We start from the raw sequence: 24,737 nt of genomic DNA, 5'->3' as shown, positions 1-24,737 counted from the left end.
TGAGGAAAGACCCCGACCTGGACTTTCAGGTCAAGCGCGGAGCTTGGCGCTCACGGCCTTTTCAGCGGCGGCGACCACCTTGGCCGACAGCGCCTCGATCTCGGCGTCGGTCAGGGTCTTCTCGCGCGGCTGCAACAGGATCTCCACCGCCACCGACTTGCTGCCCTCGGCCACGCCGGGGCCGCGATAGACGTCGAACACCCGCGCCTGCGTGATCAGCGCCTTGTCGGCGCCGGCCACGGCCTTGGTCAGGTCGCCGGCCGCCACGGCCTCGTCGACCACGAAGGCGAAGTCGCGGCTCAGCGGCATCAGCGGCGACAGCTCCAGCGCCGGCTTGGTCTTGGTCGACTTCTTCTTCGGCTCGGGGATGGCGTCGACGATCAGCTCGAAGCCCAGCACCGGCCCCTCGACGTCCAGGGCCTTGAGGACCCGCGGATGGATCTCGCCGAACTCGACCAGGGCGTTCTTGCCCAGGCGCAGCGCCGCCGAGCGGCCCGGATGCCACCAGTCGGCCAGCCCGCCCTGCGTCGTCTGCAGCGAGCCGGTCGGCGCGCCCAGGTCCTCCAGCAGCGACAGCACGTCGGCCTTCAGCTCGAACAGCGGATCGGCGCTGACGCCGTCCCAGCGCCGGGCCGGATGCGGCGCGATCACGGCGCTGATCGCGGTGAGCTGGTCGGCCGGCTGGTCGCCCCGATAGAGCGGGCCGATCTCGAACAGCGCCACGTCCGGGAAGCCGCGCCGCGCGTTGCGGCCGGCCGCCTCGACGAGGTTCGGCAGGATCGAGGGGCGCATGCAGTCGAGGTCCGAGGCGATCGGGTTGGTGATCACCAGTTCGGGCGCGCCGCCGCCGAACATCTGGGCGGTCTCGCGCCTGGTGAAGCTCCAGGTGATGGTCTCGGCATAGCCCTTGGCGGCCATGGCCCGGCGGCCGGCCCGCACGCGCGACTGGCGCGCGGTCAGCACGCCGCCGGCGCTGGCGGCGACCTCGGGCAGCGGCGAGGCGGGCAGGGCGTCATAGCCCTCGATCCGCGCCACTTCCTCGACCAGGTCGGCCTTGCCTTCGACGTCGCGCCGCCAGCTCGGCGGCTGCACCTGGTCGCCGTCCAGGACGAAGCCCAGGTCGGTCAGGATCTGGTCGATCCGCTCGCGGGTCAGGTCCAGGCCCGACAGTTGCTTCACATAGGCGCGGTCGAAGGCGATGGCGTCCGGCGCGGCCGGGGCCTCGCCGACCACGCTCACCTCCGACGGCTCGCCGCCGCAGAGCTCCAGGATCAGCCTGGTCGCCAGCTCCAGGCCGGGGACCTGGCTGGCCGGGTCCACCGTCCGCGCGAAGCGGTACTGGGCGTCCGAGGTGATCCCCGTCGTGCGGCCGGTCTGGGCGATGCGGATCGGGTCGAACCAGGCGCTTTCCACGAAGACGTCGGTGGTCTCGTCCGAGCAGCCGGTCGACAGGCCGCCCATCACCCCGCCCAGGCCGATCGCGCCCGAGCCGTCGGCGATGACGGTGATCTCCGGGGTGACGGCGTAGGTCTTGCCGTCCAGCGCCTCGACGCTCTCGCCGTCCTTGCCGGCGCGGGCCTCGATGAAGCCGCCGGTCAGCTTGCCGACGTCATAGACGTGCAGCGGCCGGGCGCGGTCGTAGGAGATCAGGTTGGTGACGTCGACCAGGGCGTTGATGGGGCGCAGGCCGATCGAGGTCAGCTTCTGCTGCAGCCAGGCCGGCGAGGGGCCGTTCTTCACGCCGCGGATCAGCCGGCCGGTGAACTGGCGGCAGCCGTCCGAGCCGTCCAGCCGGATCTCGATCGGATTGGCGAACTGGCCGGGAACCGGCGCGATGGAAACGTCCTTCAGCCTGCCCAGGCCCGCGGCGGCCAGGTCGCGGGCGATGCCGACCACGCCCAGCCAGTCGGGGCGGTTGGGGGTGACCTCGAAGTCGATCACCGCTTCCAGGCCCAGCGCCTGCGCCACCGGCGTCCCGACCGCCAGGCTGTCGGGCAGCTCCATGATGCCGTCGGATTCCGAGGCGGTCTCCAGCTCCGAGGCCGAGCAGAGCATGCCGTGCGAGACCACGCCGCGGACCGGCTTCTCGACCAGGGTCACGCCCAGGCCCGGCACATAGGCGCCGATCGGCGCATAGACGACGGTGATCCCGGCCCGCGCGTTCGGCGCGCCGCAGACGATCTCCTTGCGGCCGTCGCGGGTGTCCACCTGGCAGACGCGCAGGCGGTCGGCGTTGGGGTGCTGCACCGCCTCGACGATCTTGGCGACCGAGAACGCCGCCAGCTTGGCGGCGGGATCGTCGACATGCTCGACCTCCAGCCCGGCCATGGTCATGGCGTCGACCACGGCCTGCGTCGTCGCGTCGGTGTCGAGGTGGTCTTTCAACCAGGAGAGCGTGAATTTCATTGATCGGCTCCTTCGCCGATGATCTCGACCAGGCGGAAGCGTTCGCACCAGAGCATCATGTCCGGGGCGAAGACGCCTTCGCGGGTGAAACAGTCTTCGTGGACGGCGGCCCAGTGAGCGTAGCTCAGGTCGCCTTCGCCCTCTTCGGCGGCGAAGTCGGCCGGCACCTCGTCGAACCGCCGCTGAACCAGTTCTGTGGACTCGATGACGACGCGGGGCGCGCCCGCGCCATCGAGCACCACGTAGCGTGCGCCCGGGGCGCTGCCCTTCAGCCCCTGTGACGCCGGCCAGCAGGTCGCGGTCTTCTTGCCCTGGAGCACCAGGGCGAGAAGCTCGTCGGCCATCGCCGGGCTGTCGCCGAAAGCAAAGTGCTCCAGCGCAGACATCAGCTCAGCCCCGAAGCCTGGTTCGGCGCCGCATAGGGGCTGAAGCCGTAGTGCTCCAGCCAGCGCACGTCGCTGGCGAACATGTCGCGCAGGTCGGGCATGCCGTACTTCAGCACGCCCAGGCGGTCGACGCCGCAGCCGAACGCGAAGCCCTGCCAGACGTCCGGGTCCAGGCCGCAGTTGCGCAGCACGTTCGGGTGCACCATCCCGCAGCCGAGGATCTCCAGCCAGTCGGTGCCCTGGCCGATCCGCACCTCGCCGCCGGAGCGGTCGCACTGCACGTCCATCTCGGCGCTCGGCTCGGTGAACGGGAAGTGGTGCGGCCGGAAGCGGGTCACGACCTCGGGCGTCTCGAAATAGCGCGCCAGGAAGGTCTCCAGCGTCCACTTCAGGTGGCCCATGTGGATGGCCTTGTCGATCACCAGGCCTTCGATCTGGTGGAACATCGGCGTGTGGGTCTGGTCGCTGTCCTTGCGGAACGTGCGGCCCGGCACGATCACCCGGATCGGCGGCTCCTGCCCGTTGGCGATCCAGCCGGGCAGCTTCTCGTTGACCTTGTGCATCACCCGCACTTGCACCGGGCTGGTGTGGGTGCGCAGCACCTTGCGCTCGCCGTGCTCGTCCTCGGGCAGGAAGAAGGTGTCGTGCATCTCCCGCGCCGGGTGCTTGGGCGGGAAGTTCAGGGCCGTGAAGTTGTTGAAGTCGGTCTCGATGTCCGGGCCTTCGGCGACCGAGAAGCCCATCTCGGCGAACACGGCGATCATCTCGTCCATGACCTGCATGGTCGGATGGACGCTGCCCTTGCGCCGCGGCGGGGCCGGCAGCGACAGGTCGACCCGCTCGGCCGCCAGCCTGGCGTCGAGCTCGGCGGCCTCCAGCACTTGCTTGCGCGCGGCGATGGCGGTCTGGATGCGGTCGCGCAGGCCGTTGATCTGCGGGCCGCGCTCGCGGCGCTCGTCGGGGCTCATGCCCCCCAGCGACTTGAGCAGTTCGGAAATGGAGCCGGACTTGCCGAGCGCGGAGACGCGCACGGCCTCAAGGGCGGCGGCGTCCCCCGCGCCGTCGACGGCGGCGAGGATTTCAGCTTCGAGTTGGGCGGTCATGGGCTGACGTCTTTAGAGGGGCTTCGTCTGGAGTGAAATCCTTTCCTCCCCTGCAAGGCGGGGGAGGGGGACCACGCGCCAGCGTGGTGGAGGGGGCGAGACCGGGCTCCGAGCTTGCCGCCGCCGGGAGGAAGAGGGACAGCAAAAAGCCCCCCGGCGGTTCGGCCGGAGGGCTTCTCGAATGCTCAGTGAGTCTGTCGACTCAAACGGCCTCAAGCCAGCGCGGCGCGAACCTTGTCGGCGATGGCCTTGAACCCGGTGGGATCGTTACCGGCGATGTCCGAGAGGACCTTGCGGTCGATTTCGATCCCGGCCTTGTCCAGGCCGAAGATAAATTGCGAGTAGGTGAAGCCTTCCAGGCGAGCCGCAGCGTTGATGCGCTGGATCCACAGCGAACGGAAGTTGCGCTTGCGGACCTTGCGGTCGCGATAGGCGTACTGGCCGGCCCGATCCACGGCCGCCTTGGCGGCGCGGATGGTGTTCTTGCGGCGCCCGTAGAAGCCCTTGGCTTGCTCGAGAACCTTCTTGTGCTTGGCGTGGGCGACAACGCCCCGTTTCACGCGAGCCATCTGTCAGTTCTCCTTAAAGGCCGTAGGGGAGCCAAAGCTTGACGATCTTGGTGTCAGCTTCGGTCATCACCTTGGTGCCGCGGTTCTGACGGATGTACTTGGCGTTGTGGCTGATCAGGCGGTGACGCTTGCCAGCGACGCCGGCCTTCAGCTTGCCGGTCGCGGTCAGTTTGAAGCGTTTTTTAACGCCCGACTTGGTCTTCAGTTTGGGCATTTCTCTGCGGAACCTCGCGGTCCCGTCCTCTGGTGTATTGATGAACCGCCCTGGCATGCCTTTGGCCAGACGACTCCGAAGAGCGGGGCGTTTACGCGAAAGGGTGAGGGAAGGCAAGGCTTTGAGTCGGGCTGCGGCCACTCGCGCAGGGCTGGCCTATAGTCGTGACGCCTGCCTGGAACGAGGGTCCGATGACGTCGACGCCCGCACCGCAAACCCCCCGCCGGCGCCTGCTCGGGGCCTTCGTGACCCGGCCCCGGCTGCTGATCGCGGTCGCTGTCGGCGTCGTCGTCTGGGGGCTCTGCCTCTTCGTTCCCAGCCGGCTGGGCGCGGTCACCTCGGCGATCCTCGCCTGGGACGCCGTCTGCCTGACCTTCATCGTCCTGGCCGTGCGCATGATGTGGGGCGCCGAGCCGGCCCGCATGCGCGCCATCGCCGCCACCCAGGACCAGGGCCAGGGGGTGATCCTGACCCTGACCGTCGTCGCCGCCGCGGCCAGCATCTGGGTCATCGCCCAGGAACTGTCGGCGGCCCAGGCCGACGTCGGCCTCGTCAAGGCGCTGCGCGTCGCCCTGGTGTTCGCCACCGTCGCGGCCTCGTGGTTCATGGTGCAACTGATCTTCGCCCTGCACTATGCGCACGAGTACTACGCCCCCGACGACGACACGCCGAATGACGCCGGCGGCCTGCTGTTCCCCGGCGGCGAGGAGCCGGACTACTGGGACTTCGTGCATTTCTCGCTGGTCATCGGCGTCGCCAGCCAGACCGCCGACATCGCCTTCACCTCCAAGGCGCTGCGCCGCATCGGCACCGTCCACGGGGTCGTCGCCTTCACCTTCAACACCGTGGTCCTGGCCCTGACCATCAACCTGCTGGCCGGGCTGTTCCAGGGCTAGGTCACGGCGCGGGGGCGGGATCGTCCTCCACCATGTCGCCGGCCCGGGCCGGATCGGTCAGGATCACCCCGATCGAGGCGCAGACGATCAGGCCGATCGCCAGCCACTGGGTCGCCGCCAGGCGTTCGCCCAGGATCAGCAGCCCGGCGACGGCCCCGGCCGCCGGCTCCAGGCTGAGCACCACCCCGAAGCTGCGCTTGGGAATGCCGCGCAGGGCGATCATCTCCAGCGAATAGGGAACGGCGCTCGACACGATCGCCACGATCAGGCCCAGCCCCACGATCGCCGGGCTGAACAGGGTCGCGCCGGCCTCCAGCAGGCCGAAGGGCACGACGATCAAGGCCGCCGTGGACATGCCCAGGGCCACCGACTGCCCGGCCGGCAGGTGGCCCGTCCGCTTGCCCAGCACGATGTAGAGCGCCCAGAACACCGCCGCCGCCGCGGCGAAGGCGACGCCGGTGGGATCGAGGCCGAGGCCGACGCCGCCCAGCGGCAGCAGCAGGCTCAGCCCCAGCGCCGCCAGGCCGATCCAGGCGAAGTGGATCGGGCGGCGCGCATGGACCAGGGCCAGGCTCAGCGGCCCCATGAACTCGATGGCGATGGCCAGGCCCAGCGGGATCGTGCGGATCGACATGTAGAAGCTGAGGTTCATCAGCCCCAGCACCGCGCCGTAGAGCGCCAGCCGGGTCAGGTCCTGGCGCGACAGCCTCGTCCGCCACGGCCGCCAGATCAGGCAGAGCAGCAGCGCCGAGAACCCTACCCGATAGGCGCTCGCGCCCTGGGCTCCCACCAGCGGGAACAACTGCTTGGCGAAGGACGTGCCCACGCACAGCGACACGATGGCTCCGACCAGCGCCGCATAGGGAACCAGGGCGCGCAGGCCCGGCGCGGGCGCATGGACTTCGGACATGCGCGGCAATCTAGCGGAAGCGGCCCGCCCGCGTCACGCCGCGCGGGGCAGGCGCTTGAGGATCTGCAGGGCCATCACCACCGCCGGCACGATCAGGATGGCGGTCACTACGAACGCCGCGCCCGGATCGACCAGCGAGAACAGTTGCCCCGCGAAGACCGGGCCGCCGATCCGCGCCAGGGCCATGTTCGACATGTTGAGCCCCAGCGTCTCGCCCTGGCGCTCCGGCGGCGCGGCCTGCGAGATCAGCGCCGTCAGGCACGGAAAGCAGATCGACTGGCCGAAGCAGACGAAGGCGAAGCCGACCATCGCCACCGGCCAGGTGGGCGAGGCGAACTGGAAGATCATCCCGATCCACATGGCGATGAGGCCTGCGGTCAGCACCGTGGTCTCGCCGTGGCGGCGCACCAGCATGCCGGTCACCACCGCCTGGCAGAAGGCGCCCAGCACCCCGATGCCCATGAAGGCGAAGCCGATCTCGCGCGGGCCCCAGCCGAACCTGTGCTCGGTCCACAGGCCGTAGGTGGCCTCGATCCCGGCGAAGCCCGAGATGACCACGAAGCTGATCAACATCACCCGCAGGATGACCGGATGGGCCAGCGACGCGCGCAGCACCTCCATGCGGTTGGGCTGCGGGCCCTGGCGCGGCTCGGGCCGGCTCTCGCGGACGAAGGCGAACACCGCTCCGGCCGACAGCAGCCCGAAGCCCGCGGCCGCGAACAGCGGGATATGGAAGCCCAGCGGCCCCAGGTCCGGACGCGCCAGCAGGCCGCCCAGCGCCGGGCCGACCATGAAGCCGAGCGAGAAGGCCGAGCCCATCAGCCCCATCTTCGCCGCCCGCTCCTCCGGCCGGGTGATGTCGGCCAGCGCCCCCTGCAGGGTCGAGATGTTGCCCGACAGGAAGCCGCCGACGAACCGCGCCAGGAAGGCCAGCCAGATGGTCGGGGCGAAGGCCAGCGCCACATAGGCCAGCGCCCCGCCGGCGATGGTGGCCATCAGCACCGGCCGGCGGCCGAGGCGGTCGGACATCCGGCCCCAGAACGGCTCGCCCAGGAACTGCCCGAACGAGAAGGCCGAGAACAGGATGGCGATCTGCCAGGCCGGCGCGTCCAGCGCCTTGCCGAAGAACGGCAGCAGCGGGATCACCAGCCCGAAGCCGGCGATGTTCAGGAAGATCACCGACAACAGGACGATCAGCGCCCGCGTCTCCTCCCCGCGCGAGACGGGGGCCGGGCTCATGGCCGTTCCGCCGATTGAGCTTGCTGGGCCTGCAGGTGAGCCTTGGCCCGGCGGCTGGCCGCCAGCGCCAGGAAGATCGCCGGCGCCACCACCAGGGCGCCGATGATGAAGGGCCCGTTCAGGACGTGCTCGAAGACGAAGCCGGCGGTGATCGGCCCGACCACGCGTGCGGCCGCGCCGCAGGCGTTGTTCAATCCCAGGATCTGGCCCTGCTTGTGCGGGTCGGCGGTGCGCGAGATCAGCGCCCCGACGTTCGGGTACGCCACCGACTGGCCGACGGCGGTGAAGCACATCAGGGCGATGGTCATGGGGCCGCCCGTGGACACGGTCTGCAGCAGGGCGCCGATGACGGTCATGCTCATGCCGACGGCCAGCATCGGGCCCTCGCCGAACCGCTCGGACATCTGGCCGGTGACCAGCGTCTGGGTCAGGAACGCGGCCACCCCGACGAAGGCGAAGCAGACGCCGATGTCGCGCGGCTCCCAGCCGAAGCGGGCGTTGGCCCAGGGGCCGAACATCGATTCGATGCCGGTGAAGGCGAAGCCGACCAGGAAGGTCAGCAGCATCAGCCGGCCGATCACCGGATGGCCGACGGCCTCGCCGATCGCCGACCAGCGGCTGGGGCGATCGGTGATGCTGGTGTCGCGGATGCGGCTCTCGCGGATGAACAGCATGATCGCGATGACGCAGAGCAGGGCCAGGCCCGAGGCGATGAACAGCGGAATCCGGAAGCCGACCGGCCCGGCGCCGGTGTGCACGAACAGGCCGCCGACCGACGGGCCGACGATCAGTCCGACGTTCCAGGCCGCGCTCTGGTACGACATCTGCCGCGCGCGCTTTTCAGGCGGGGTGACGTCGGCCAGGTATCCTTGCACGACCGCGCCGTTGCCGGCCGCCAGGCCGCCGATCAGGCGGATCACGAACGCGACCCAGATGTTGGGGGCGAAGGCCAGGGCCAAGTAGCAGAGGCAGTTGCCGGTGATCGTCGAGATCAGCAGCGGCTTGCGCCCGTACTTGTCCGACAGTCGGCCCCAGAACGGCTCGCCGAAGAAGGCGCCGACCGAATAGGCCGCGAAGATCAGGCCGATCTGCCAGCCCGGCGCGTTGAACGACTTGGCGTAGAACGGCAGCAACGGGACGATGATCCCGAAGCCCAGCATGTTGATGAAGATGACGGCGATCAGGGACGGCGCCGCCATCGGGGACGGAGCCTTCCCCCGCGGCGCGGTGTCGGACATGTGAACGCTGTTAAGCGGACCTGCGTTGGGCCGCAAGCCCGAGTTCGGCGCTGGGTTGTTCGCGGCGGGGGGATGCGGCTTCGACGCCTCAGTATGGCGCCGCCAGCCCTCGTTCCGCGGCGTGCACGAACCCCTCTGGCCCAGCCGTCGCGACGGCATGATCGCACCCCGCGGGACGCCGAAGTCGAGCGGTTCGTGCCGGCCGTCCGGCTGGGAGCCGAGCGCTCCAGGCCGGCCGATGGGATGTCGAGGCTTGTCGGCGGCGCCGGCATTTCCTATTGCTGGCCTCGCATCAAGAGTTGGGCGTCGCCCAACGCCAACCTGCTTTCCCGAGCAAGGTGGCGCTCCCGCCGGGAGGATGTGGCCGAGGCGGCAATCAAACGGGTGATCCCAGCTCCGTCCCGCGCCGATTCGAAGTTTTTGAGGGCCGAGCCTTGCCGATCAAGATTCCCGACGCCTTGCCTGCGCGCGCCACCCTGGAAGCCGAGGGCGTCATCGTCATGGCCGAAACGCAGGCCGCGCGCCAGGACATCCGGCCGCTGCGCATCGGCCTCCTCAACCTGATGCCGGACAAGCCGAAGACCGAGATCCAGTTCGCCCGCCTGCTGGGCGCCACCCCGCTCCAGGTCGAGCTCTCGCTGGTCCAGTTGGCCAGCTACACTCCGCGCAACACCCCGCCCGAGCACCTCGCCGCCTTCTATCGGACCTGGGACGAGGTGAAGCACGAGCGTTTCGACGGCTTCGTCGTGACGGGCGCCCCGGTCGAGACCCTGCCGTTCGAACAGGTCGACTACTGGGACGAGCTGCGGCGGATCTTCGACTGGACCGAGAGCCACGTGCACAGCGGCCTGAACATCTGCTGGGCCGCCCAGGCGGCGCTGCGCCACTTCCACGGGGTCGGCAAGCACGTGCTGCCGGCGAAGCGCTCGGGCGTCTTCACCCACCGCCTGGTCGCGCCGGGCTCCGCCTATCTGCGCGGGCTGTCCGACGACGTCGACGTGCCGGTCTCGCGCTGGACCGAGGTGAGGCGCGAAGAATTGCCGCCGCACGCGGGGCTCAAGGTGCTGCTGGACTCCGACGAGGCCGGCCTTTGCCTTGTCGAGGACCCGGCCCGGCGCGGGCTGCACATGTTCAACCACCTGGAATACGACGCCACGACGCTCGCCGACGAGTTCGTCCGCGACCGGGCCAGGGATCCCGCCACCCCCGCGCCGGCGCACTACTTCCCCGGCGGCGACCCCGATCGCACGCCGAACAACCGCTGGCGCAGCCACGCCCACCTGCTGTTCGCCAACTGGATCAACGAGATCTACCGCACGACCCCGTACGACCTGCTCGACATCGGTGCGCAGGCGGTCGGATAGGCCGGACGCAAAACGGCCGCCCCGAAGGGCGGCCGTTCGTCGTTCCGTCGATGCCGGCAGAGCCTAGCGCGGGGCCAGGATCATGATCATCTGGCGGCCTTCCATGCGCGGCTCGTACTCGACCTTGGCCACTTCGTCGAAGTCGGCCTTGACCTTCTGGAGCAGCTTCATGCCGAGTTCCGGGTGGGCCAGTTCGCGACCGCGGAAGCGCAGGGTGACCTTCACCTTGTCGCCTTCGTCGAAGAACCGGTGCATCGCCTTGGTCTTCACTTCGTAGTCGTGAATGTCGATGTTCGGGCGGAGTTTGATCTCCTTGATCTCGACGACCTTCTGGCGCTTGCGGGCCTCGTTCTTCTTCTTCTGTTCCTGGAACTTGAACTTGCCGTAGTCCAGGATCTTGCAGACGGGCGGATCCGCGTTGGGCACGATCTCGACCAGGTCGAGGCCGGCTTCCTCAGCGGCCTCCATGGCGCTCGACGTCGGCATCACGCCCTGCTTCTCGCCGTGCTGGTCGATAAGCAGAACCTTGGGGACGCGGATCTCATCATTGATGCGCGGTCCGTCTTTGACGGGCGGCGCCTGCATGGGGCGGCGAATAGGCTTTCGCTCCTAGAGCTGTTGAAACAGGTGTGGCCGGCAGCGCGGGGCTCCGGTCAGGACGCCATATATGACGAAGGGGATGGTCCCAATCAAGCGGTGCTAGGGCTGCGGCAGCAAAGCATTCGCCGCTTGTAGGACCTCGGCCACAGAAAGGTCGCCCAGGCTGCCCGAGCGCAGCACCGTCACATGGCCGCGCGGGGCGGCCAGTTCGGGGTCCGAAGCGCTGGAGAACAGCACCACGGTCGGCGAGCCGGTGGCCGCGGCCAGGTGCAGCGGGCCGGTGTCGTTGCCGACCACCAGGGCGGCCTTGGCTCCCAGCATGGCGATCTTGGCGAAGTCGGTGCGGCCGGTCAGGTCGCGGACCTGCCCGACCTCGCGCTGGATCTGGCGGGCCAGGGCGCTTTCCTGCGGGCCGCCGATGATCACGATGTCATAGCCGCGCTCGACCAGGATCCTGCCGAGCTGGCCGTAGCGTTCGGCCGGCCAGCGCTTGTCCAGCCGGTGGGCCGAGCCGCCGGGCACGAACAGCGCATAGGGCTTGGGCTTGACCCCGCCGGGCACCGGCCGGGTCTGGCTGGGCTTGGGCAGCACCCACGACAGGTCGGGGCCGGGGGCCGATCCGGGCTCGGTCGGCGCGTCGGGCCAGATGCCGGCGTACTTCAACTGGTCGGCGTGGCGCTCCAGCGTGTGCAGGCGGTTGCGGTTGGGGTTCTTGTGCGGCAGCGAGCAGCCGGCCGCGATCCCCGACCATTCCGGTGGGAAGGGCGCCAGCATGTGGAAGATCCGCGCCGACTGCGCCGAGGTCTGCAGGTCGTAGACGCGGTCGTACCGGGCCGCCTTCAGCCGCTTGCGCAGCGCCAGCCATTCGCCCAGCCCCTGCGGCCGGCCGTCGGTCTCCACGGCGTTGAAATAGGGGCAGGCCCTGGCCAGGCCCTCGAACGGCGGCGTGGTCAGCAGCGTGATGTGCGCGCGCTTGTGGACCTCGCGGATCTTCTTCATCGCCGCCAGCGCCAGGACGAAGTCGCCCAGGGCCGAGAGCTTGATGACCAGGATCTTCTTGATCTCGCGCGCCATCAGCCGTGGAACCCCGAATTGCGGGCGGCCAGCACGCGGGCGTAGGCGTCCAGGGTCGCCGCGCACATGGCGTCGACTGAATAGAGCCGCCGGGCGCGGTTGGCGGCGGCCTGGCCCATGGCCGCCAGCCGCGGCGCGCCCATCTCGATCGCCTTGGCCATGGCCGCGGCCCAGGCGTCGGGGTCGTCGACCTTGACCAGCCAGCCGGTCTCGCCGTTCAGCACCGTCTCGGTGGTGCCGCCGTGGTCGGAGGCCAGCACCGGCTTGCCCATCACCTGCGGCTCGACCGCCGTGCGCCCGAACGACTCCGGCTTGGTGGTCGGCAGCATGGCCAGGTCGCAGATCTGGTAGGCGGCCGGCATGTCGTCGCAATGGCCGACCAGCCGCACATGGTCCGCCAGGCTCGCCGCGACCACCGCCGCCTCGACCTCCTCGCGATAGCCGGTGCGGCCCTGGTCGTCGCCGGCGAACAGGATCAGGAAGTTCTCGGTCCCCGTGGCGCGCATGCGCCGGGCGGCCTCGATGATCAGCAGGTGGCCCTTGATCCGCGTCAGCCGCCCCGCCAGCAGCAGCTTGACCCGCCGGTCGCGGGAATCCACGCCCCAGGCCTCGCGCAGCGCCTGCACGCGCTCGGGCGTCACCCAACTGGGGTTGAAGCGCTCCAGGTCGACCCCGCGCGGGATCGAGACGATGCGGTCCGGGTCGATGTCGTGCTCGGCCAGCACGTGGTCGCGGGTGTAGTCGGAATTGGCGATCACCAGGTCGCCGCGGGTCATCACCGCGTTGTACCAGCGCTTGACGCTGTTCCTGGCGCCGTAGACGCCGTGATAGGTCGCCACGAACGGGGTCTTGGTCGCCTGCGCCGCCCACAGGGCCGAGAACGCCGGGGCGCGGCTGCGGGCGTGGACGATCGACACCTTCTCCTTGCGGATCAGGTCGACCAGCCGCGCGGCGTTGCCCAGCATCACCAGCGGGTTCTTGGTCTGCACCGGCATCTGCGCCAGCCGCCCGCCGTCGGCCTCCAGCCGCGCGGCCATGCGGCCGCCGCGGGTCGCGACCAGGGCCTTGCCGCCGGCGCGCACGACCGCATCGGCCACATCGATGGTGGTCTGTTCGGCTCCGCCGGTCTCGAGTTCCGGCACGACCTGCAGGAGAGTGAAGTCTGGGGGAAGCGTCACGGGGTTCTGCATAGCGCAAGCCTCGGTTTGGTAAACCCTCTGCGCGCGCTTAACGATGTCACATCCACGCGTTATGACCCAGCCATGGGTGAAACGAGCGGATTCCTCGAACGGCCGGGCGGCGTCAGGCTGGCCTGGCGGCGCGTGGCGGGCGCGGGCCCGACGGTGGTCTGGCTGGGCGGCTTCCGCTCGGACATGGCCGGGACCAAGGCCCAGGCCCTGGCCGACTGGGCGCTGGCGCGCGGCCGGGCCTATGTCCGCTTCGACTATTTCGGCCATGGCGAGTCCGAGGGCGACTTCGCGCAGGGAACCATCACCCGCTGGCGGGCCGACGCCCTGGCGGTGCTGGACGAGCTGGTCGAGGGGCCGGCCGTGCTGGTCGGCTCGTCCATGGGCGGCTGGATCTCCTGCCTGGCCGCCGGCGCGGTTCCCGAGCGGATCAAGGCCCTGGTGCTGGTCGCGCCCGCTCCCGACTTCACCGAAAAGCTGATGGCGCCGGAGATGACCCCCGCCGACCGCGCGCAGATGGCCGCCACCGGCGTCTGGCTGCGCCCGTCCGAGTACGGCGAGCCCTATCCCATCGCCCGCGAACTGCTGGAGGACGGCGCCCGCTGGTCGATCCTGCCCGGCCCCGTCAACATCGACGCGCCGGTCCGCATCCTGCAGGGCGGCGCCGATCCCGACGTGCCCTGGCGCCACGCCCTGGACCTGGCCCAGGCGATCCGCGGCGAGGACGTGGTCTTCACCCTGATCAAGGACGGCGACCACCGCCTCTCGCGGCCCCAGGATCTGGCGCGCCTGCTGGCCGCCCTGGACGAGGTCCTGGCCTGAGCCCCGCCCCCATCCCCAGCTTCTGGGAGGCGGCCAGGGTCTGGGCGCGGATCGGCGCCCTGAGCTTCGGCGGGCCGGCGGGGCAGATCGCCCTGATGCACAAGGTGCTGGTCGAGGAGCGCGGCTGGATCGGCGAGCGGCGGTTCCTGCACGCCCTCAACTACTGCATGCTGCTGCCCGGGCCCGAGGCGCAGCAACTCGCCACCTATGTCGGCTGGCTGATGCACCGCACCGCCGGGGGCCTGATGGCCGGGCTGCTGTTCGTCATCCCCGGCGCCCTGGTCATGCTGGGGCTCAGCATCGCCTACGCCCTGCTGGGGGCCACGCCGCTGGCCGCGGCCCTGTTCCTGGGGATCAAGTCGGCGGTGCTGGCCATCGTGGTCGAGGCGGTGCTGCGCGTCGGGCGCCGGGCGCTGAAGACCCGCGCGGCGCTGCTGATCGCCATGGCGGCCTTCGCGGCGCTCTACCTGCTCAATGTCCCGTTCCCGCTGGTCATCCTCGCCGCCGGCCTGCTGGGCTGGTTCGCGCCGGCCCTGGTCGCCCCGCCCGCCCTGGCCGGCGAGGCGCCCGACGCCCCCGACCTGGTCGACGCCGTCCTGGCGGCGGGGGCGGGGGGGCACCTGACGCCCTCGCGCGGCCGCGCCCTGCGGGTGCTGGCGGTCTGGCTGCCGGTCTGGCTGGCCCCGCTGGCCGTGCTCTTCCTGCTGCTTGGCGAGACCAGCGTCTGGACCCGGCTGGCCGGGTTCTTCTCGACCATGGGCGTGGTCACCTTCGGCGGCGCCTACGCCGTGCTCTCCTATGTCGCCCAGGCCGCCGTCGAGGGCTTCGGCTGGCTCCGGCCCGGGGAGATGGCCGACGGCCTGGGCCTGGCCGAGACCACGCCTGGCCCGCTGATCCTGGTGCTGCAGTTCGTCGGCTTCCTGGCCGCCTACCGCCACCCCGGCGGCCTCGACCCGCTGGTCGCCGGAACCCTCGGGGCGCTGCTGACCACCTGGGTGACCTTCGCGCCCTGCTTCCTGTGGATCTTCCTGGGCGCGCCCTATGTCGAGGCCCTGCGCGGCCACCGCGCCGCCGCCGCCGCGCTCAGCGCCATCACCGCCGCGGTGGTCGGCGTCATCGCCAACCTCGCCCTGTGGTTTGGCCTGCACCTGCTGTTCGGCCAGGTGACCAGCGGCCCTGGCCCCGACCTGCCGGTCCTGGCCAGCTTCGACTGGCGCCCGGCCCTGCTGGCCCTCGCCGCCGGCCTCGCCATGCTGCGCTTCCGGCTCGGCCTGACCCCGACCCTGATCGCCTGCGCCCTTGGCGGCCTGCTGCTGGGCCAGATCCAGTAGATCCTCCCCCAGCGGCGGAGCATCTCAAGTCTGGCGCGTCTCCGCCAAAATCGCCGCCAGCCCCTCGCGATAGGTCGGATAGGCCGGCCGCCAGCCCAGCTCGGCCTTGGCCCGCGCGTTCGAGACCCGCCGGTTCTCGCGATAGAACCGCTGCGCCTTGAGCGGCAGGGCGTCGACGTCCAGCGGCGCCAGCGGCGGCTCGGGCAGGCCCAACAGCGCCGCCGCATGGGCGATCACCTCGCTGTTGGCGGCCGGCTCGTCGTCGCAGAGATTGTAGATCCCGCCGGCTCGCGGCCGGGCGATCGAGGCCTCCAGCCCCGCGGCCACGTCGTCCACATGCACCCGCCCGACCACATGCCCCGGCGCGTCGTAGCGTCGGGCCCGCCCCTCGCGCAGGCGATCGAAGGCCGAGCGGCCCGGCCCATAGATCCCCGGCAGCCGGTGGACGGTGATGGTCAGGCCCATGCCGCGCCCGACCTCCAGCCAGTCGCGCTCGGCCGCCACCCGCCGCGCGCCTTCCAGCGACTGCGCGGCCAGGCGGCTGTCCTCGAACGCCCAGCCGCCGCGGCGGTCGCCATAGACCCCGGTGGTGGAGAGATAGCCGATCCAGTCGGGAAAGGCGCCGGCCTTGGCCAGGGCCGGGACCAGCACCTGCAGCGCCGGGCAGCCCTCGGCCCCCGGCGGCGGCGTCACCAGCAGCGCCTGCACGTTCGCCAGCCGCTCGGCGATGGCGCCCTTGTCGTCGGCGGCGACCGCGTCGATCCCCGCCGCGCGCATCGGCCCGGCGTCGGCCGCGTCGCGATAGCTGGCGCCGACCTCCCAGCCCCTGGCCCGCATCCGCCGGGCCAGCGCCCGGCCGACGAAGCCGTAGCCGTAGATGAACAGGCGCACCGCCGGCCCCTACAGCAGCTCCCCGATCGCCTTGCGGGCGGCGTCGGCGAACTCGGGGCGCTGCAGGGCGAAGGCGACATTGGCCCGCAGCAGGCCGATCTTGTCGCCGCAGTCATAGGTGGTCCCGTCGTACTCCAGGGCGTGGAAGTCCTGGGCCTTCATCAGCTCGAGCATGGAGTCGGTGAGCTGGATCTCGCCGCCGGCGCCCTTGCCCTGCCGCTCCAGCAGCGGAAAGATCTCGGGCTGCAGGATGTAGCGCCCGGAGATGATCAGGTTGGAGGGGGCGGTCCCCTGTTTCGGCTTCTCGACCATGGCGGTCATCCGGTTCAGCCGGCCCTCGCGCTCGTCCAGCGCGACGATGCCGTACTTGTGGGTCTCGCTGTCGGGAACCGGCTCGACCACCACGATGTTGCCGCCGACCTGCTCATAGGCCGCCACCGCCTGGGCCAGGGCCGGGGTCTGCGCCGCCATCAGCATGTCGGGCAGGATCACCGCGAACGGCTCCTCGCCGATGATGTCGCGGGCGCACCAGACCGCGTGGCCCAGGCCCAGCGGCGCCATCTGGCGCACGAAGCTCATCGAACCGGGGGGCAGCAGGTCGCGGCGCACCTCGGCCAGGACGTCGTCCTTGCCCTTGGCCTCCAGCGCGCCCTCGATCTCGGGATTGCCGTCGAAATAGTCCTCGATCGGCCCCTGGCCGCGGCTGGTGATGAACACGAAATGCTCGATGCCGGCGGCGCGCGCCTCCTCGACCACATAGGACAGGATCGGGCGGTCGAACACGTTCAGCAGGTTCTTCGGCGTCGCCCGCGCCACGGGCAGCACCCGCGTTCCCAGCCCCGCCACCGGCAGCACCGCCTTGCGCACACGTTTGGTCATGCAAGCCCCTCCCGTACGATCCCCGACCAGATGACGGGATGTTCGAAATTCAACGCCGCGGCGTGACGCCCCGAAACTGGACGTCCGGTTCCGTCACGCTCGCATCGTTGCACAGCTCTTTTCAACGGATTGGGTTGCCTCAAAGCTAAGCGGCCCGCCAATCCCGAATCCGCTCCAGCTTACGCCGGGTGCGACAATTGCGCTCCGTTTCGTGGCCGGCCGGCCGGAACTCACGAGGCCGTGAACGGTTCACGCAGCGCCACCCCTAGTTCGAATGAAGGGCTTTCCATGAAACTTCGCACCTATACCGCGCTGGCCGCGGCCTCGATGCTGGCCTTGAGCCTGGCCGCCTGCGGCCAGAAGGCGGAGGAGGCGACTCCCGCCGCCGACACCGCCGTCATCGCCCCGCCCGAGGACACGACGACGACCCTGCCGGTCGACAGCATGGCGGCGACCCCGCCCGCCGACGCGATGACGGCGACCCCGCCGGCGACGGGCTCGATGGCCGCAACCCCGCCGCTGGTGGACGTTCCCCCCGCAACCCCGCCGGCCAAGTAGGCCGCTACTCGACGGTCACCGACTTGGCCAGGTTGCGCGGCTGGTCGACATCGGCGCCCTTCTGGACGGCCACGTAATAGGCCAGCAGTTGGATGGGAGCGGAGAACACCAGCGGCGCGATCAGCGGATCGCAGGTCGGGGCCACGATGACCTTGACGCCCTTGGGCGCCCGCGCGGCCCCCTCGGCGTCGGTGATCAGCAGGATGGGGCCGCCCCGCGCCATCACCTCGCTCATGTTCGACATGGTCTTTTCGAAGAGGCTGTCGCTCGGGGCGATGACGATGACCGGGGTGGCCTCGTCGATCAGTGCGATCGGCCCGTGCTTCAGCTCGCCGGCGGCATAGCCCTCGGCGTGGATATAGCTGATTTCCTTGAGCTTCAGCGCCCCTTCCAGGGCCAGGGCCGACATCGCCCCGCGGCCGAAATAGAGCACGTCCCGGGCCTTGGCCAGCTCCGGCGCCAGGGCGCGGATCGCCTCCTCGGCCTTGAGGGATTCGGCGATCAGCCGCGGCGCCTCCAGCAGCAGCTTCGACAGCCGCGCCTCCTCGGCCGCATCGATGTGGCCGCGCGCCGCCGCCGCCGCCACCGCCAGCGCCGCCAGGGCGGTGACCTGGGCGGTGAAGGCCTTGGTCGAGGCGACGCCGATCTCCGGCCCCGCATGGGTGGGGAACAGCACGTCGGCTTCCCGCGCCATGGTCGATTCGTGCACGTTGACCACCGCGGCGGTCTTCAATCCCTGGCTCTTGCACCAGCGCAGCGAGGCCAGGGTGTCGGCGGTCTCCCCCGACTGCGAGACCATCACCGCCAGGGTCCCGGGCGAGACCGGCGGCTCGCGGTAGCGGAACTCCGAGGCGACGTCGATGTCGACCGGCAGCCGCGCCAGCCGCTCGAACAGGTAGCGGCTGATCAGCCCGGCGTAATAGGCCGTGCCGCAGGCGACGATCTGCAGGCGGTCGATCTTGGCGAAGTCGACGCCGTCGGGCGCGCTGGCCGTGCCCGACACCGGGTCGATATAGGCCGACAGCGTGCGCTGCACGGCGTCCGGCTGGTCATGGATCTCCTTTTCCATGAAGTGCCGGTAGTTGCCCTTCTCGACCAGGGCGGCCGAGGCCGAGACGACCCGCGTCTTGCGCTCCACCGGCCGGCCGGTCTCATCGAAGATGCGCGCGCCCTTGTGGTCGATGGCGACATAGTCGCCCTCTTCCAGATAGGCGATCCTGTTGGTGAACGGGCCGACCGCCAGGGCGTCCGAGCCGATGAACATCTCGCCCTCGCCATAGCCGACCACCAGCGGGCTGCCGCGGCGCGCGCCCATCACCAGGTCGCCCTCGCCCTCGATCAGCACCCCGATCGCATAGGCCCCGGTCAGCCGGTCCAGGGTGGCCTTCAGCGCCGCCAGCGGCTCCAGGCCGGTGGCCAGTTCGGAATCCAGCAGTTGGGCGATGACCTCGGTGTCGGTGTCGCTCTCGAACGTCCGGCCGGCGGCCTCCAGCTCGCGGCGCAGCTCGGCGAAGTTCTCGATGATGCCGTTGTGGACCAGGGTCACCTTGCCGGCGGTGTGCGGGTGGGCGTTTCGTTCTGACGGCGCGCCGTGCGTCGCCCAGCGGGTGTGGCCGATGCCGACGCTGGCGTTCAGCGGATCGGCGGCCAGCACGTCCTCCAGCGCGCGGATCTTGCCCTTGGCGCGCCGGCGCTCGACCTTGCCGCCGACCAGCCCGGCGACGCCGGCGCTGTCATAGCCGCGGTATTCCAGGCGCTTGAGACTGTCGAGCAACCGGTCCTGGACCTGGGTGTCGCCGACGATGCCGATGATGCCGCACATGCCGCCCTAGTTCCTTTTGCCGCCCGAAGGCGTGATAATCCTGTGTCGCCTTTAGCATTCGCAAACGCGGCGTCGACTAAATCTGAGTTTCGCATCGTTTCGGGAACACGAATGTCCAAGCGCGCCTATTTCGGCACCGACGGTATCCGCGGTCAGGCCAACAGCCACCCGATGACCGCCGAGGTCGCCCTGCGCGTCGGCCTGGCTGCCGCCAAGCTGTTCAAGTCCCAGGACGAGCGCCGCCACCTGGTGGTGATCGGCAAGGACACCCGCCTGTCCGGCTACATGGTCGAACCGGCCCTGGTGGCGGGCTTCGCCAGCGTCGGCATGGACGTGCGCCTGCTCGGCCCGATGCCGACCCCGGGCGTGGCCATGATGACCCGCTCGCTGCGCGCCGACCTCGGGGTGATGATCTCGGCCTCGCACAACCCCTATACCGACAACGGCATCAAGCTGTTCGGCCCCGACGGCTACAAGCTCTCCGACGACCGCGAGCTGGAGATCGAGGCGCTGATGAGCCAGGGCCTGGCCGACGGCCTCGCCCCGCCGACCGAGCTCGGCCGCGTCGCCCGCGTCGACGACAGCCAGGCCCGCTATGTCGAGATCGCCAAGGCGACCTTCCCGCGCCGGCTGTCGCTCTCGGGCCTGCGCATCGTCATCGATTGCGCCAACGGCGCCGCCTACAAGGTCGCCCCCGTGGTGCTCTACGAACTGGGCGCCGAGGTCATCAAGATCGGGGTCAGCCCCGACGGCACCAACATCAACGAGGACTGCGGCTCGACCCATCCGGAGGCGGTGTCCCGCGCCGTGAAGGAGTTCCGCGCCGACATCGGGGTGGCGCTGGACGGCGACGCCGACCGCCTGATCATCTGCGACGAGAAGGGCCACGTGGTCGACGGCGACCAGATCATGGCCCTGATCGCCGACTACTGGGCCAAGCGCGACCGCCTCAGCGGCGGCGGCGTGGTCGCCACGGTGATGTCGAACCTCGGCCTGGAGCGCTTCCTGGCCGCCCGCGACCTCAAGCTGGAACGCACCAGGGTCGGCGACCGCTACGTGATGGCCCGCATGCGCGAGGGCGGCTTCAACCTCGGCGGCGAACAGTCCGGCCACATGATCATGTCCGACTTCTCGACCACGGGCGACGGCCTGCTGGCCGCCCTGCAGGTGCTGGCGGTGCTCAAGGACGCCGACAAGCCGATGAGCGAGCTGGCCCGCCAGTTCGACCCCGTCCCCCAGATCCTCGAGAACGTCCGTTTCGCCGGCGGCAAGCCGCTGGAGACCGCCCACGTCAAGGGCGTCATCGCCGACGCCGAGCAGCGCCTGAACGGCGCCGGCCGCATCGTGGTCCGCGCCTCCGGCACCGAACCGCTGATCCGGGTCATGGCCGAGGGCGACGACGAGAAGCTGGTCAGCGAGGTCGTCAAGGACATCGTCGGCGCGGTGAAGAAGGCGGCGGCGTGAGCGACCTCGCCGCCTTCATCCGCGGCCTGCCCAAGGCCGAGCTCCACCTGCACATCGAGGGCAGCCTGGAGCCCGAGCAGATGTTCGAGTTCGCCCGGCGCAACGGCGTGAAGCTGCCCTTCGCCGACGTGGAGGCGGTGCGCGCCGCCTACGCCTTCTCCAACCTCCAGGACTTCCTCGACATCTACTACCAGGGCGCCCAGGTCCTGCTGACCCGGGCCGACTTCCACGACCTGGCCACGGCCTATTTCCGCCGCGTCGCCGCCGACGGCGCGCGCCATGCCGAGATCTTCTTCGATCCCCAGACCCACACCGACCGCGGCGTGCCGTTCGCCGTGGTGATCGAGGGGCTGCTGGCGGGCATGGACGAGGCCGAGCAGACCCTGGGGGTGACCTCCAAGCTGATCCTCTGCTTCCTGCGTCACCTGCCCGAAGACGCGGCCTTCGCGACCCTGGAGCAGGCGCAGCCCTGGCTCGACCGCATCGCCGGGGTCGGGCTCGATTCCTCCGAGGTCGGCCATCCGCCGGCCAAGTTCGCCCGCGTCTTCGCCGCCGCCCGCAAGCTCGGCCTCAAGGTCGTCGCCCATGCCGGCGAGGAGGGGCCGCCCGACTATGTCTACCAGGCCCTCGACCTGCTGGAGGTCGACCGCATCGACCACGGCAACCGCGCCCTGGAGGACGACGCCCTCACCGAGCGCCTGGTCCGCGAGGGCATGACCCTGACGGTCTGCCCGCTGTCCAACCTCAAGCTCTGCGTCGTCGGCGACCTGGCCGCCCATCCGCTCAAGCGGATGCTGGGCCTTGGCCTGCGCGCCACGATCAATTCCGACGATCCGGCCTATTTCGGCGGCTATCTGGCCCGGAACTGGATCGAGACCGCCCAGGCCCTCGATCTCTCCCGCGACGAGCTGGCGACCCTGGCCCGCAACAGCTTCACCGGCTCCTTCCTCGCCCCCGACGAAATCGCCCGCCACCTGGCCCAGATCGACGCCTACGTGGCGGCCGACTAGCTCCCCCAGCGTCATCCCGGTTTGCGAAGCAAGACCGGGACCCATGAACACCCGATCGTCCGGATGCGGCGCGGCCTCGCCACCCCGACCGGCGCGGCGCGAATGGATCCCGGACAAGCCCTCCGGGCTTTCCGGGATGACACGAGAAGCTACGCCTCCAGCGCCAGCAGCGCGAAGGTCGCCAGCCAGTGCTCGCCCATATAGTCCCCGGCCACATGCGCCAGCCCCGCCGCCAGGTGCGCGTCGGCCGCGGCCTGCGCCACGCGCCGGGCCGGGTCGGTCAGGGCCAGCGACTTGGAGATCGACCTCCAGCACCACGCGCGGCTGAGGTTCAATCCGTCCAGATGGGCGATCTTGCCGTCGCTGCGGTCGCTGACCGTGGCGGGGGTGAACAGGGTCGCCGGCCGGCGCTCGGCGGCGTTCGGCAGGAACCTGGAGAACCAGGCCCGAAAATCTGCCGATGGCAGCATCCGGCGCAGGCATTCGGCCTCCATCAGGGTCGGCGACAGGAAGTCGTCGCCGCTCGGCTCCCAGGCGTTGGCGTCGGCGTCGCCGAGGTACCAGCCGCGGGCCGTCGCCTCGACCAGCCGGGCCAGGTCGTGGTCCCCGACCTGGCCGGCGTATTCGTGGGCCAGGGTGAGCGCAAAGGCTGTGCTGGAATGGGTTCCGGTGCGGATCGGATAGGTCGCCTTGGGCAGGAAGGCCTTGAACCGGTCGGCGAAGGCGTGGGTCAGCGGGCGCAGGTCGGCGGCCCACGGCCGGCCCTCATGGCGCTCCAGTTCGGCGCTCAGCATCAGCAGCCAGGCCCATCCATAGGGTCGCTCGAACCCGGCGCTGGTCGGCCGCCGCAGGTAGGCGAGCTCGCCGGCGACCTTGTCGGGGGTCAGCATCTCGTTGAACAGGCTGAGGATTTCGTCAGCGGCAGGTATTATCGGCAGGCGCCGATAGAGCCTGGCCAGCAGCCAGTAGCCGTGCACGCAGGAGTGCCAGTCGAAGCTGCCGTGGAAGATCGGGTGCAGCACGCGCGGCGCCAGTACGTCCTCGTCCCCGGCCAGCACCTGGTCCAGCTTGAACGGGTAGGGCCGCCGCACATGGCCCAGGGCCAGCCGCGCGAATTTCTCGCCAAGCTCTTGATTCAGCTCAGAAACGGAAGACGAGGACATACATCAGCGCCGTGTTGGCCGCCAGCAGCAGCAGGGCGGTCGGGACCTGGGCGCGGATCACCCCGTTGCGGTCCTTCAGCTCCAGCAGCGCCGCCGGGACGATGTTGAAGTTGGCGGCCATCGGCGTCATCAGCGTCCCGCAGAAGCCGGAGAGCATCCCGATCGCGCCCATGATCGCCGGGTCGCCGCCAAACCTTTGAACGACAAGCGGTAATCCGATTCCCGCGGTCATCACCGGGAAGGCCGCGAAGGCGTTGCCCATGATCATCGTGAAGATCGCCATGCCGAAAGTATAGGCCGCCACCGCCGCCAGCCGGCTCCCGTCCGGCAGCCACTGGCCGGCCAGTTGGCCGATCGCCACGCCGACTCCCGCGGCGGCGAACACCGCGCCCAGCGCCGCCAGCATCTGCGGCAGCACCGCCGCCCAGCCGACCGTGTCCAGCAGACGGCGGCCTTCCTGCAAAGGGATTGCGGGCCTGGCGCGCAGCATCGGCATGGCGATGGCCAGGGCGACGAGCACCCCGAGGATCAGCGAGACCAGCGTCGCCTGCTTGGGATCGACCAGGCCCGCCAGTTCCGGGCGCTTGAAGAGGAAGGTCCCGGCCAGGGCGGTCGCCGGGATCGCCAGGGCCGGCAGGAACAGGCGGTTTCCCAGCCGCGCCGCGCTCTCGGCGCGCTCGGCCAGGCTGGTGGTCAGGGGCTCGCCGCGGCCCAGCCCGCCGAACCCGGCCACCGCGACCATGGCGATGACCACCAGGCCGTTGGCCAAGTCGGGCAGGTGCGATCCGAACAGGAAGCTCACCGCGAACAGGCCCCAGAAGGCGGTGTTCTTCCAGCGCCTGGGGTTGCTGGCGTCGCGCGCGCTCAGCACCGCGACGGCGGCGAAGAACGCCCCGCCGATCACATAGAGGACCTCCAGCCCGATCATGCGGCGGCCTCCGCCAGGGTGCGGGCCAGCCGGCGGTCCAGCAGCATCAGCCGCGCCCCGTGGACCAGCAGCGCGACGGCCGCCGTCGGGATCGCCCAGACCGAGAGCTGCAAGGGCTCGACGATGATCCCGTTCTGCTCGAGGAAGCCCTTGATCAGCAGGATGGAGGCGATGGCGATGAAGATGTCCTCGCCGAAGAACAGCGCGATGTTGTCGGCCGCCGCGGTATGGGCGCGGATCGTCTGGCGGGTGTCGTCGGAGATCGGGCCATGGCGGGTCTCGGCGGCGGCCTCGGCCATCGGCGCGATCAGCGGCCGCACCATCTGCGCATGGCCGCCCAGCGAGGTCAGGCCCAGCGCCGCGGTCGCCTGGCGCAGGATGAAGTAGAGCAGCAGCAGCCGCCCCGTGGTGGCCGCCTTCACCTGGCCGATCAGGGTCTTGGCGCGTTCCTGCAGGCCCGCGCGCTCCAGCAGGCCGATGACCGGCAGCACCACCCAGACCACTGAGACGTAACGGTTTTCCTTGAAGGCCTTGCCGAAGGTCTCGACGACCTCGACCGGTCCCATGCCGCCGGCCAGGCCCGTGACCAGCGCCGCGAGCGTAACCACCAGCAAGGGATTGAGCCGAGCCGTGAACCCGACCACGACCAAGAGAATGCCGACGAGCGGAAGCATAGCTTGCAG

At 70.3% G+C, this 24,737-nt stretch carries 24 protein-coding genes and 1 riboswitch; of the genes, 7 read left to right on the top strand and 17 right to left on the bottom strand.

Annotation, left to right across the window (positions count from 1 at the left end):
- Window positions 1-30: 30 nt before the first annotated feature.
- The 5 genes from pheT to rpmI form a co-directional block, all read right to left on the bottom strand.
- The gene (gene pheT / locus RTL41_RS00915) at window positions 31-2,406 is read right to left on the bottom strand and encodes a phenylalanine--tRNA ligase subunit beta (RefSeq protein WP_312160405.1); all 2,376 of its coding nucleotides are present in this window, start codon (window positions 2,404-2,406) and stop codon (window positions 31-33) included.
- Window positions 2,403-2,792 (bottom strand): ASCH domain-containing protein, encoded by a 390-nt coding sequence (locus tag RTL41_RS00910; RefSeq protein ID WP_312160404.1) that lies wholly within the window; start codon window positions 2,790-2,792, stop codon window positions 2,403-2,405. The genes pheT and RTL41_RS00910 overlap by 4 nt, the downstream gene beginning before the upstream one ends.
- Window positions 2,792-3,895 (bottom strand): phenylalanine--tRNA ligase subunit alpha, encoded by a 1,104-nt coding sequence (pheS, locus tag RTL41_RS00905; RefSeq protein ID WP_312160402.1) that lies wholly within the window; start codon window positions 3,893-3,895, stop codon window positions 2,792-2,794. The genes RTL41_RS00910 and pheS overlap by 1 nt, the downstream gene beginning before the upstream one ends.
- Before the next feature lie 212 nt (window positions 3,896-4,107).
- On the bottom strand, window positions 4,108-4,464 hold the full coding sequence (rplT, locus tag RTL41_RS00900) for a 50S ribosomal protein L20 (protein ID WP_056017012.1): 357 nt from the start codon (window positions 4,462-4,464) through the stop codon (window positions 4,108-4,110).
- A 13-nt stretch (window positions 4,465-4,477) separates the two neighbouring features.
- Complete coding sequence (gene rpmI / locus RTL41_RS00895; protein WP_183771800.1) at window positions 4,478-4,678, bottom strand: 50S ribosomal protein L35; 201 nt, start codon at window positions 4,676-4,678, stop codon at window positions 4,478-4,480.
- 191 nt (window positions 4,679-4,869) lie between these two features.
- Between rpmI and RTL41_RS00890 the strand changes: the two genes are divergently transcribed.
- A complete protein-coding gene (locus tag RTL41_RS00890; protein ID WP_312160397.1) occupies window positions 4,870-5,574 on the top strand; it encodes a DUF1345 domain-containing protein in 705 nt (234 codons plus the stop codon).
- Window position 5,575: 1 nt separating this feature from the next.
- Here RTL41_RS00890 and RTL41_RS00885 read toward each other — a convergent pair whose 3' ends face one another.
- From RTL41_RS00885 to RTL41_RS00875, 3 genes are read right to left on the bottom strand one after another with little or no spacing between them, the layout of a single operon-like run.
- On the bottom strand, window positions 5,576-6,484 hold the full coding sequence (locus tag RTL41_RS00885; protein ID WP_312160396.1) for a DMT family transporter: 909 nt from the start codon (window positions 6,482-6,484) through the stop codon (window positions 5,576-5,578).
- A 33-nt stretch (window positions 6,485-6,517) separates the two neighbouring features.
- The gene (locus RTL41_RS00880; RefSeq protein ID WP_312160394.1) at window positions 6,518-7,723 is read right to left on the bottom strand and encodes an MFS transporter; all 1,206 of its coding nucleotides are present in this window, start codon (window positions 7,721-7,723) and stop codon (window positions 6,518-6,520) included.
- On the bottom strand, window positions 7,720-8,922 hold the full coding sequence (locus RTL41_RS00875; RefSeq protein ID WP_312160392.1) for an MFS transporter: 1,203 nt from the start codon (window positions 8,920-8,922) through the stop codon (window positions 7,720-7,722). Before RTL41_RS00875 ends, RTL41_RS00880 begins: the two co-directional genes overlap by 4 nt.
- A 323-nt stretch (window positions 8,923-9,245) precedes the next feature.
- Window positions 9,246-9,351, top strand: a riboswitch (SAM-I-IV-variant riboswitch).
- A 44-nt stretch (window positions 9,352-9,395) separates the two neighbouring features.
- Between RTL41_RS00875 and metA the strand changes: the two genes are divergently transcribed.
- Window positions 9,396-10,325 (top strand): homoserine O-succinyltransferase, encoded by a 930-nt coding sequence (gene metA, locus RTL41_RS00870; protein ID WP_312160390.1) that lies wholly within the window; start codon window positions 9,396-9,398, stop codon window positions 10,323-10,325.
- A 63-nt stretch (window positions 10,326-10,388) separates the two neighbouring features.
- Here metA and infC read toward each other — a convergent pair whose 3' ends face one another.
- From infC to RTL41_RS00855, 3 genes are all read right to left on the bottom strand, one after another.
- Window positions 10,389-10,910, bottom strand: coding sequence for a translation initiation factor IF-3 (gene infC / locus RTL41_RS00865; protein ID WP_056016982.1), 522 nt, complete (start codon window positions 10,908-10,910; stop codon window positions 10,389-10,391).
- A 114-nt stretch (window positions 10,911-11,024) separates the two neighbouring features.
- Window positions 11,025-11,999, bottom strand: a complete 975-nt coding sequence (locus RTL41_RS00860) for a glycosyltransferase family 9 protein (RefSeq protein ID WP_312160386.1) — start codon at window positions 11,997-11,999, stop codon at window positions 11,025-11,027.
- Window positions 11,999-13,177, bottom strand: coding sequence for a glycosyltransferase family 4 protein (locus tag RTL41_RS00855; protein ID WP_312160384.1), 1,179 nt, complete (start codon window positions 13,175-13,177; stop codon window positions 11,999-12,001). Before RTL41_RS00855 ends, RTL41_RS00860 begins: the two co-directional genes overlap by 1 nt.
- An 84-nt stretch (window positions 13,178-13,261) precedes the next feature.
- On the opposite strand from RTL41_RS00855, the gene RTL41_RS00850 reads away from it, so the two are divergent.
- Both RTL41_RS00850 and chrA read left to right on the top strand, forming a co-directional pair.
- Window positions 13,262-14,008, top strand: a complete 747-nt coding sequence (locus RTL41_RS00850; RefSeq protein ID WP_312160382.1) for an alpha/beta hydrolase — start codon at window positions 13,262-13,264, stop codon at window positions 14,006-14,008.
- On the top strand, window positions 14,005-15,339 hold the full coding sequence (gene chrA / locus RTL41_RS00845) for a chromate efflux transporter (RefSeq protein ID WP_312161339.1): 1,335 nt from the start codon (window positions 14,005-14,007) through the stop codon (window positions 15,337-15,339). The genes RTL41_RS00850 and chrA overlap by 4 nt, the downstream gene beginning before the upstream one ends.
- A gap of 24 nt (window positions 15,340-15,363) precedes the next feature.
- Here the strand turns inward: chrA and RTL41_RS00840 are convergent, their stop codons facing one another.
- Window positions 15,364-16,230, bottom strand: coding sequence for an SDR family NAD(P)-dependent oxidoreductase (locus RTL41_RS00840; RefSeq protein WP_312160380.1), 867 nt, complete (start codon window positions 16,228-16,230; stop codon window positions 15,364-15,366).
- Between the two features lie 9 nt (window positions 16,231-16,239).
- Window positions 16,240-17,109 carry a UTP--glucose-1-phosphate uridylyltransferase gene (locus tag RTL41_RS00835; RefSeq protein ID WP_312160379.1) on the bottom strand — a complete coding sequence of 290 codons (870 nt, stop codon included), beginning with the start codon at window positions 17,107-17,109 and terminating at the stop codon, window positions 16,240-16,242.
- Window positions 17,110-17,397: 288 nt separating this feature from the next.
- On the opposite strand from RTL41_RS00835, the gene RTL41_RS00830 reads away from it, so the two are divergent.
- Complete coding sequence (locus RTL41_RS00830; protein ID WP_312160377.1) at window positions 17,398-17,667, top strand: hypothetical protein; 270 nt, start codon at window positions 17,398-17,400, stop codon at window positions 17,665-17,667.
- A 4-nt stretch (window positions 17,668-17,671) separates the two neighbouring features.
- Here RTL41_RS00830 and glmS read toward each other — a convergent pair whose 3' ends face one another.
- Complete coding sequence (glmS, locus tag RTL41_RS00825; protein ID WP_312160375.1) at window positions 17,672-19,489, bottom strand: glutamine--fructose-6-phosphate transaminase (isomerizing); 1,818 nt, start codon at window positions 19,487-19,489, stop codon at window positions 17,672-17,674.
- 111 nt (window positions 19,490-19,600) lie between these two features.
- Between glmS and glmM the strand changes: the two genes are divergently transcribed.
- Both glmM and RTL41_RS00815 read left to right on the top strand, forming a co-directional pair.
- Complete coding sequence (gene glmM, locus RTL41_RS00820) at window positions 19,601-20,953, top strand: phosphoglucosamine mutase (protein ID WP_312160373.1); 1,353 nt, start codon at window positions 19,601-19,603, stop codon at window positions 20,951-20,953.
- A complete protein-coding gene (locus tag RTL41_RS00815; RefSeq protein ID WP_312160371.1) occupies window positions 20,950-21,963 on the top strand; it encodes an adenosine deaminase in 1,014 nt (337 codons plus the stop codon). The genes glmM and RTL41_RS00815 overlap by 4 nt, the downstream gene beginning before the upstream one ends.
- A gap of 149 nt (window positions 21,964-22,112) precedes the next feature.
- Here RTL41_RS00815 and RTL41_RS00810 read toward each other — a convergent pair whose 3' ends face one another.
- The 3 genes from RTL41_RS00810 to RTL41_RS00800 are packed head-to-tail and all read right to left on the bottom strand — an operon-like array spanning window position 22,113 to window position 24,728.
- Window positions 22,113-23,126, bottom strand: a complete 1,014-nt coding sequence (locus RTL41_RS00810; RefSeq protein ID WP_312160369.1) for a DUF2891 domain-containing protein — start codon at window positions 23,124-23,126, stop codon at window positions 22,113-22,115.
- Entirely contained in the window at window positions 23,104-24,054 is a 951-nt protein-coding gene (locus tag RTL41_RS00805) for a DUF979 domain-containing protein (RefSeq protein WP_312160367.1), read from the bottom strand. The genes RTL41_RS00810 and RTL41_RS00805 overlap by 23 nt, the downstream gene beginning before the upstream one ends.
- Window positions 24,051-24,728 (bottom strand): DUF969 domain-containing protein, encoded by a 678-nt coding sequence (locus RTL41_RS00800; protein WP_312160365.1) that lies wholly within the window; start codon window positions 24,726-24,728, stop codon window positions 24,051-24,053. The genes RTL41_RS00805 and RTL41_RS00800 overlap by 4 nt, the downstream gene beginning before the upstream one ends.
- Window positions 24,729-24,737: the final 9 nt, after the last annotated feature.

It is taken from the genome of Phenylobacterium sp. (genome assembly GCF_031984885.1).
Lineage (GTDB): Bacteria > Pseudomonadota > Alphaproteobacteria > Caulobacterales > Caulobacteraceae > Phenylobacterium.
The sequence above is the reverse complement of the archived record's forward strand: the minus strand, read 5'-3'. Positions and strand labels throughout refer to the sequence as shown.

What these genes read in the sequence shown, in the direction of transcription:
- pheT (WP_312160405.1), bottom strand. Translation starts at nt 2,406, where the DNA reads ATGAAATTCACGCTCTCCTGGTTGAAAGACCACCTCGACACCGACGCG.
- RTL41_RS00910 (WP_312160404.1), bottom strand. Translation starts at nt 2,792, where the DNA reads ATGTCTGCGCTGGAGCACTTTGCTTTCGGCGACAGCCCGGCGATGGCC.
- pheS (WP_312160402.1), bottom strand. Translation starts at nt 3,895, where the DNA reads ATGACCGCCCAACTCGAAGCTGAAATCCTCGCCGCCGTCGACGGCGCG.
- rplT (WP_056017012.1), bottom strand. Translation starts at nt 4,464, where the DNA reads ATGGCTCGCGTGAAACGGGGCGTTGTCGCCCACGCCAAGCACAAGAAG.
- rpmI (WP_183771800.1), bottom strand. Translation starts at nt 4,678, where the DNA reads ATGCCCAAACTGAAGACCAAGTCGGGCGTTAAAAAACGCTTCAAACTG.
- RTL41_RS00890 (WP_312160397.1), top strand. Translation starts at nt 4,870, where the DNA reads ATGACGTCGACGCCCGCACCGCAAACCCCCCGCCGGCGCCTGCTCGGG.
- RTL41_RS00885 (WP_312160396.1), bottom strand. Translation starts at nt 6,484, where the DNA reads ATGTCCGAAGTCCATGCGCCCGCGCCGGGCCTGCGCGCCCTGGTTCCC.
- RTL41_RS00880 (WP_312160394.1), bottom strand. Translation starts at nt 7,723, where the DNA reads ATGAGCCCGGCCCCCGTCTCGCGCGGGGAGGAGACGCGGGCGCTGATC.
- RTL41_RS00875 (WP_312160392.1), bottom strand. Translation starts at nt 8,922, where the DNA reads ATGGCGGCGCCGTCCCTGATCGCCGTCATCTTCATCAACATGCTGGGC.
- infC (WP_056016982.1), bottom strand. Translation starts at nt 10,910, where the DNA reads ATGCAGGCGCCGCCCGTCAAAGACGGACCGCGCATCAATGATGAGATC.
- RTL41_RS00860 (WP_312160386.1), bottom strand. Translation starts at nt 11,999, where the DNA reads ATGGCGCGCGAGATCAAGAAGATCCTGGTCATCAAGCTCTCGGCCCTG.
- RTL41_RS00850 (WP_312160382.1), top strand. Translation starts at nt 13,262, where the DNA reads ATGGGTGAAACGAGCGGATTCCTCGAACGGCCGGGCGGCGTCAGGCTG.
- RTL41_RS00835 (WP_312160379.1), bottom strand. Translation starts at nt 17,109, where the DNA reads ATGACCAAACGTGTGCGCAAGGCGGTGCTGCCGGTGGCGGGGCTGGGA.
- RTL41_RS00830 (WP_312160377.1), top strand. Translation starts at nt 17,398, where the DNA reads ATGAAACTTCGCACCTATACCGCGCTGGCCGCGGCCTCGATGCTGGCC.
- glmS (WP_312160375.1), bottom strand. Translation starts at nt 19,489, where the DNA reads ATGTGCGGCATCATCGGCATCGTCGGCGACACCCAGGTCCAGGACCGG.
- glmM (WP_312160373.1), top strand. Translation starts at nt 19,601, where the DNA reads ATGTCCAAGCGCGCCTATTTCGGCACCGACGGTATCCGCGGTCAGGCC.
- RTL41_RS00810 (WP_312160369.1), bottom strand. Translation starts at nt 23,126, where the DNA reads ATGTCCTCGTCTTCCGTTTCTGAGCTGAATCAAGAGCTTGGCGAGAAA.
- RTL41_RS00805 (WP_312160367.1), bottom strand. Translation starts at nt 24,054, where the DNA reads ATGATCGGGCTGGAGGTCCTCTATGTGATCGGCGGGGCGTTCTTCGCC.
- RTL41_RS00800 (WP_312160365.1), bottom strand. Translation starts at nt 24,728, where the DNA reads ATGCTTCCGCTCGTCGGCATTCTCTTGGTCGTGGTCGGGTTCACGGCT.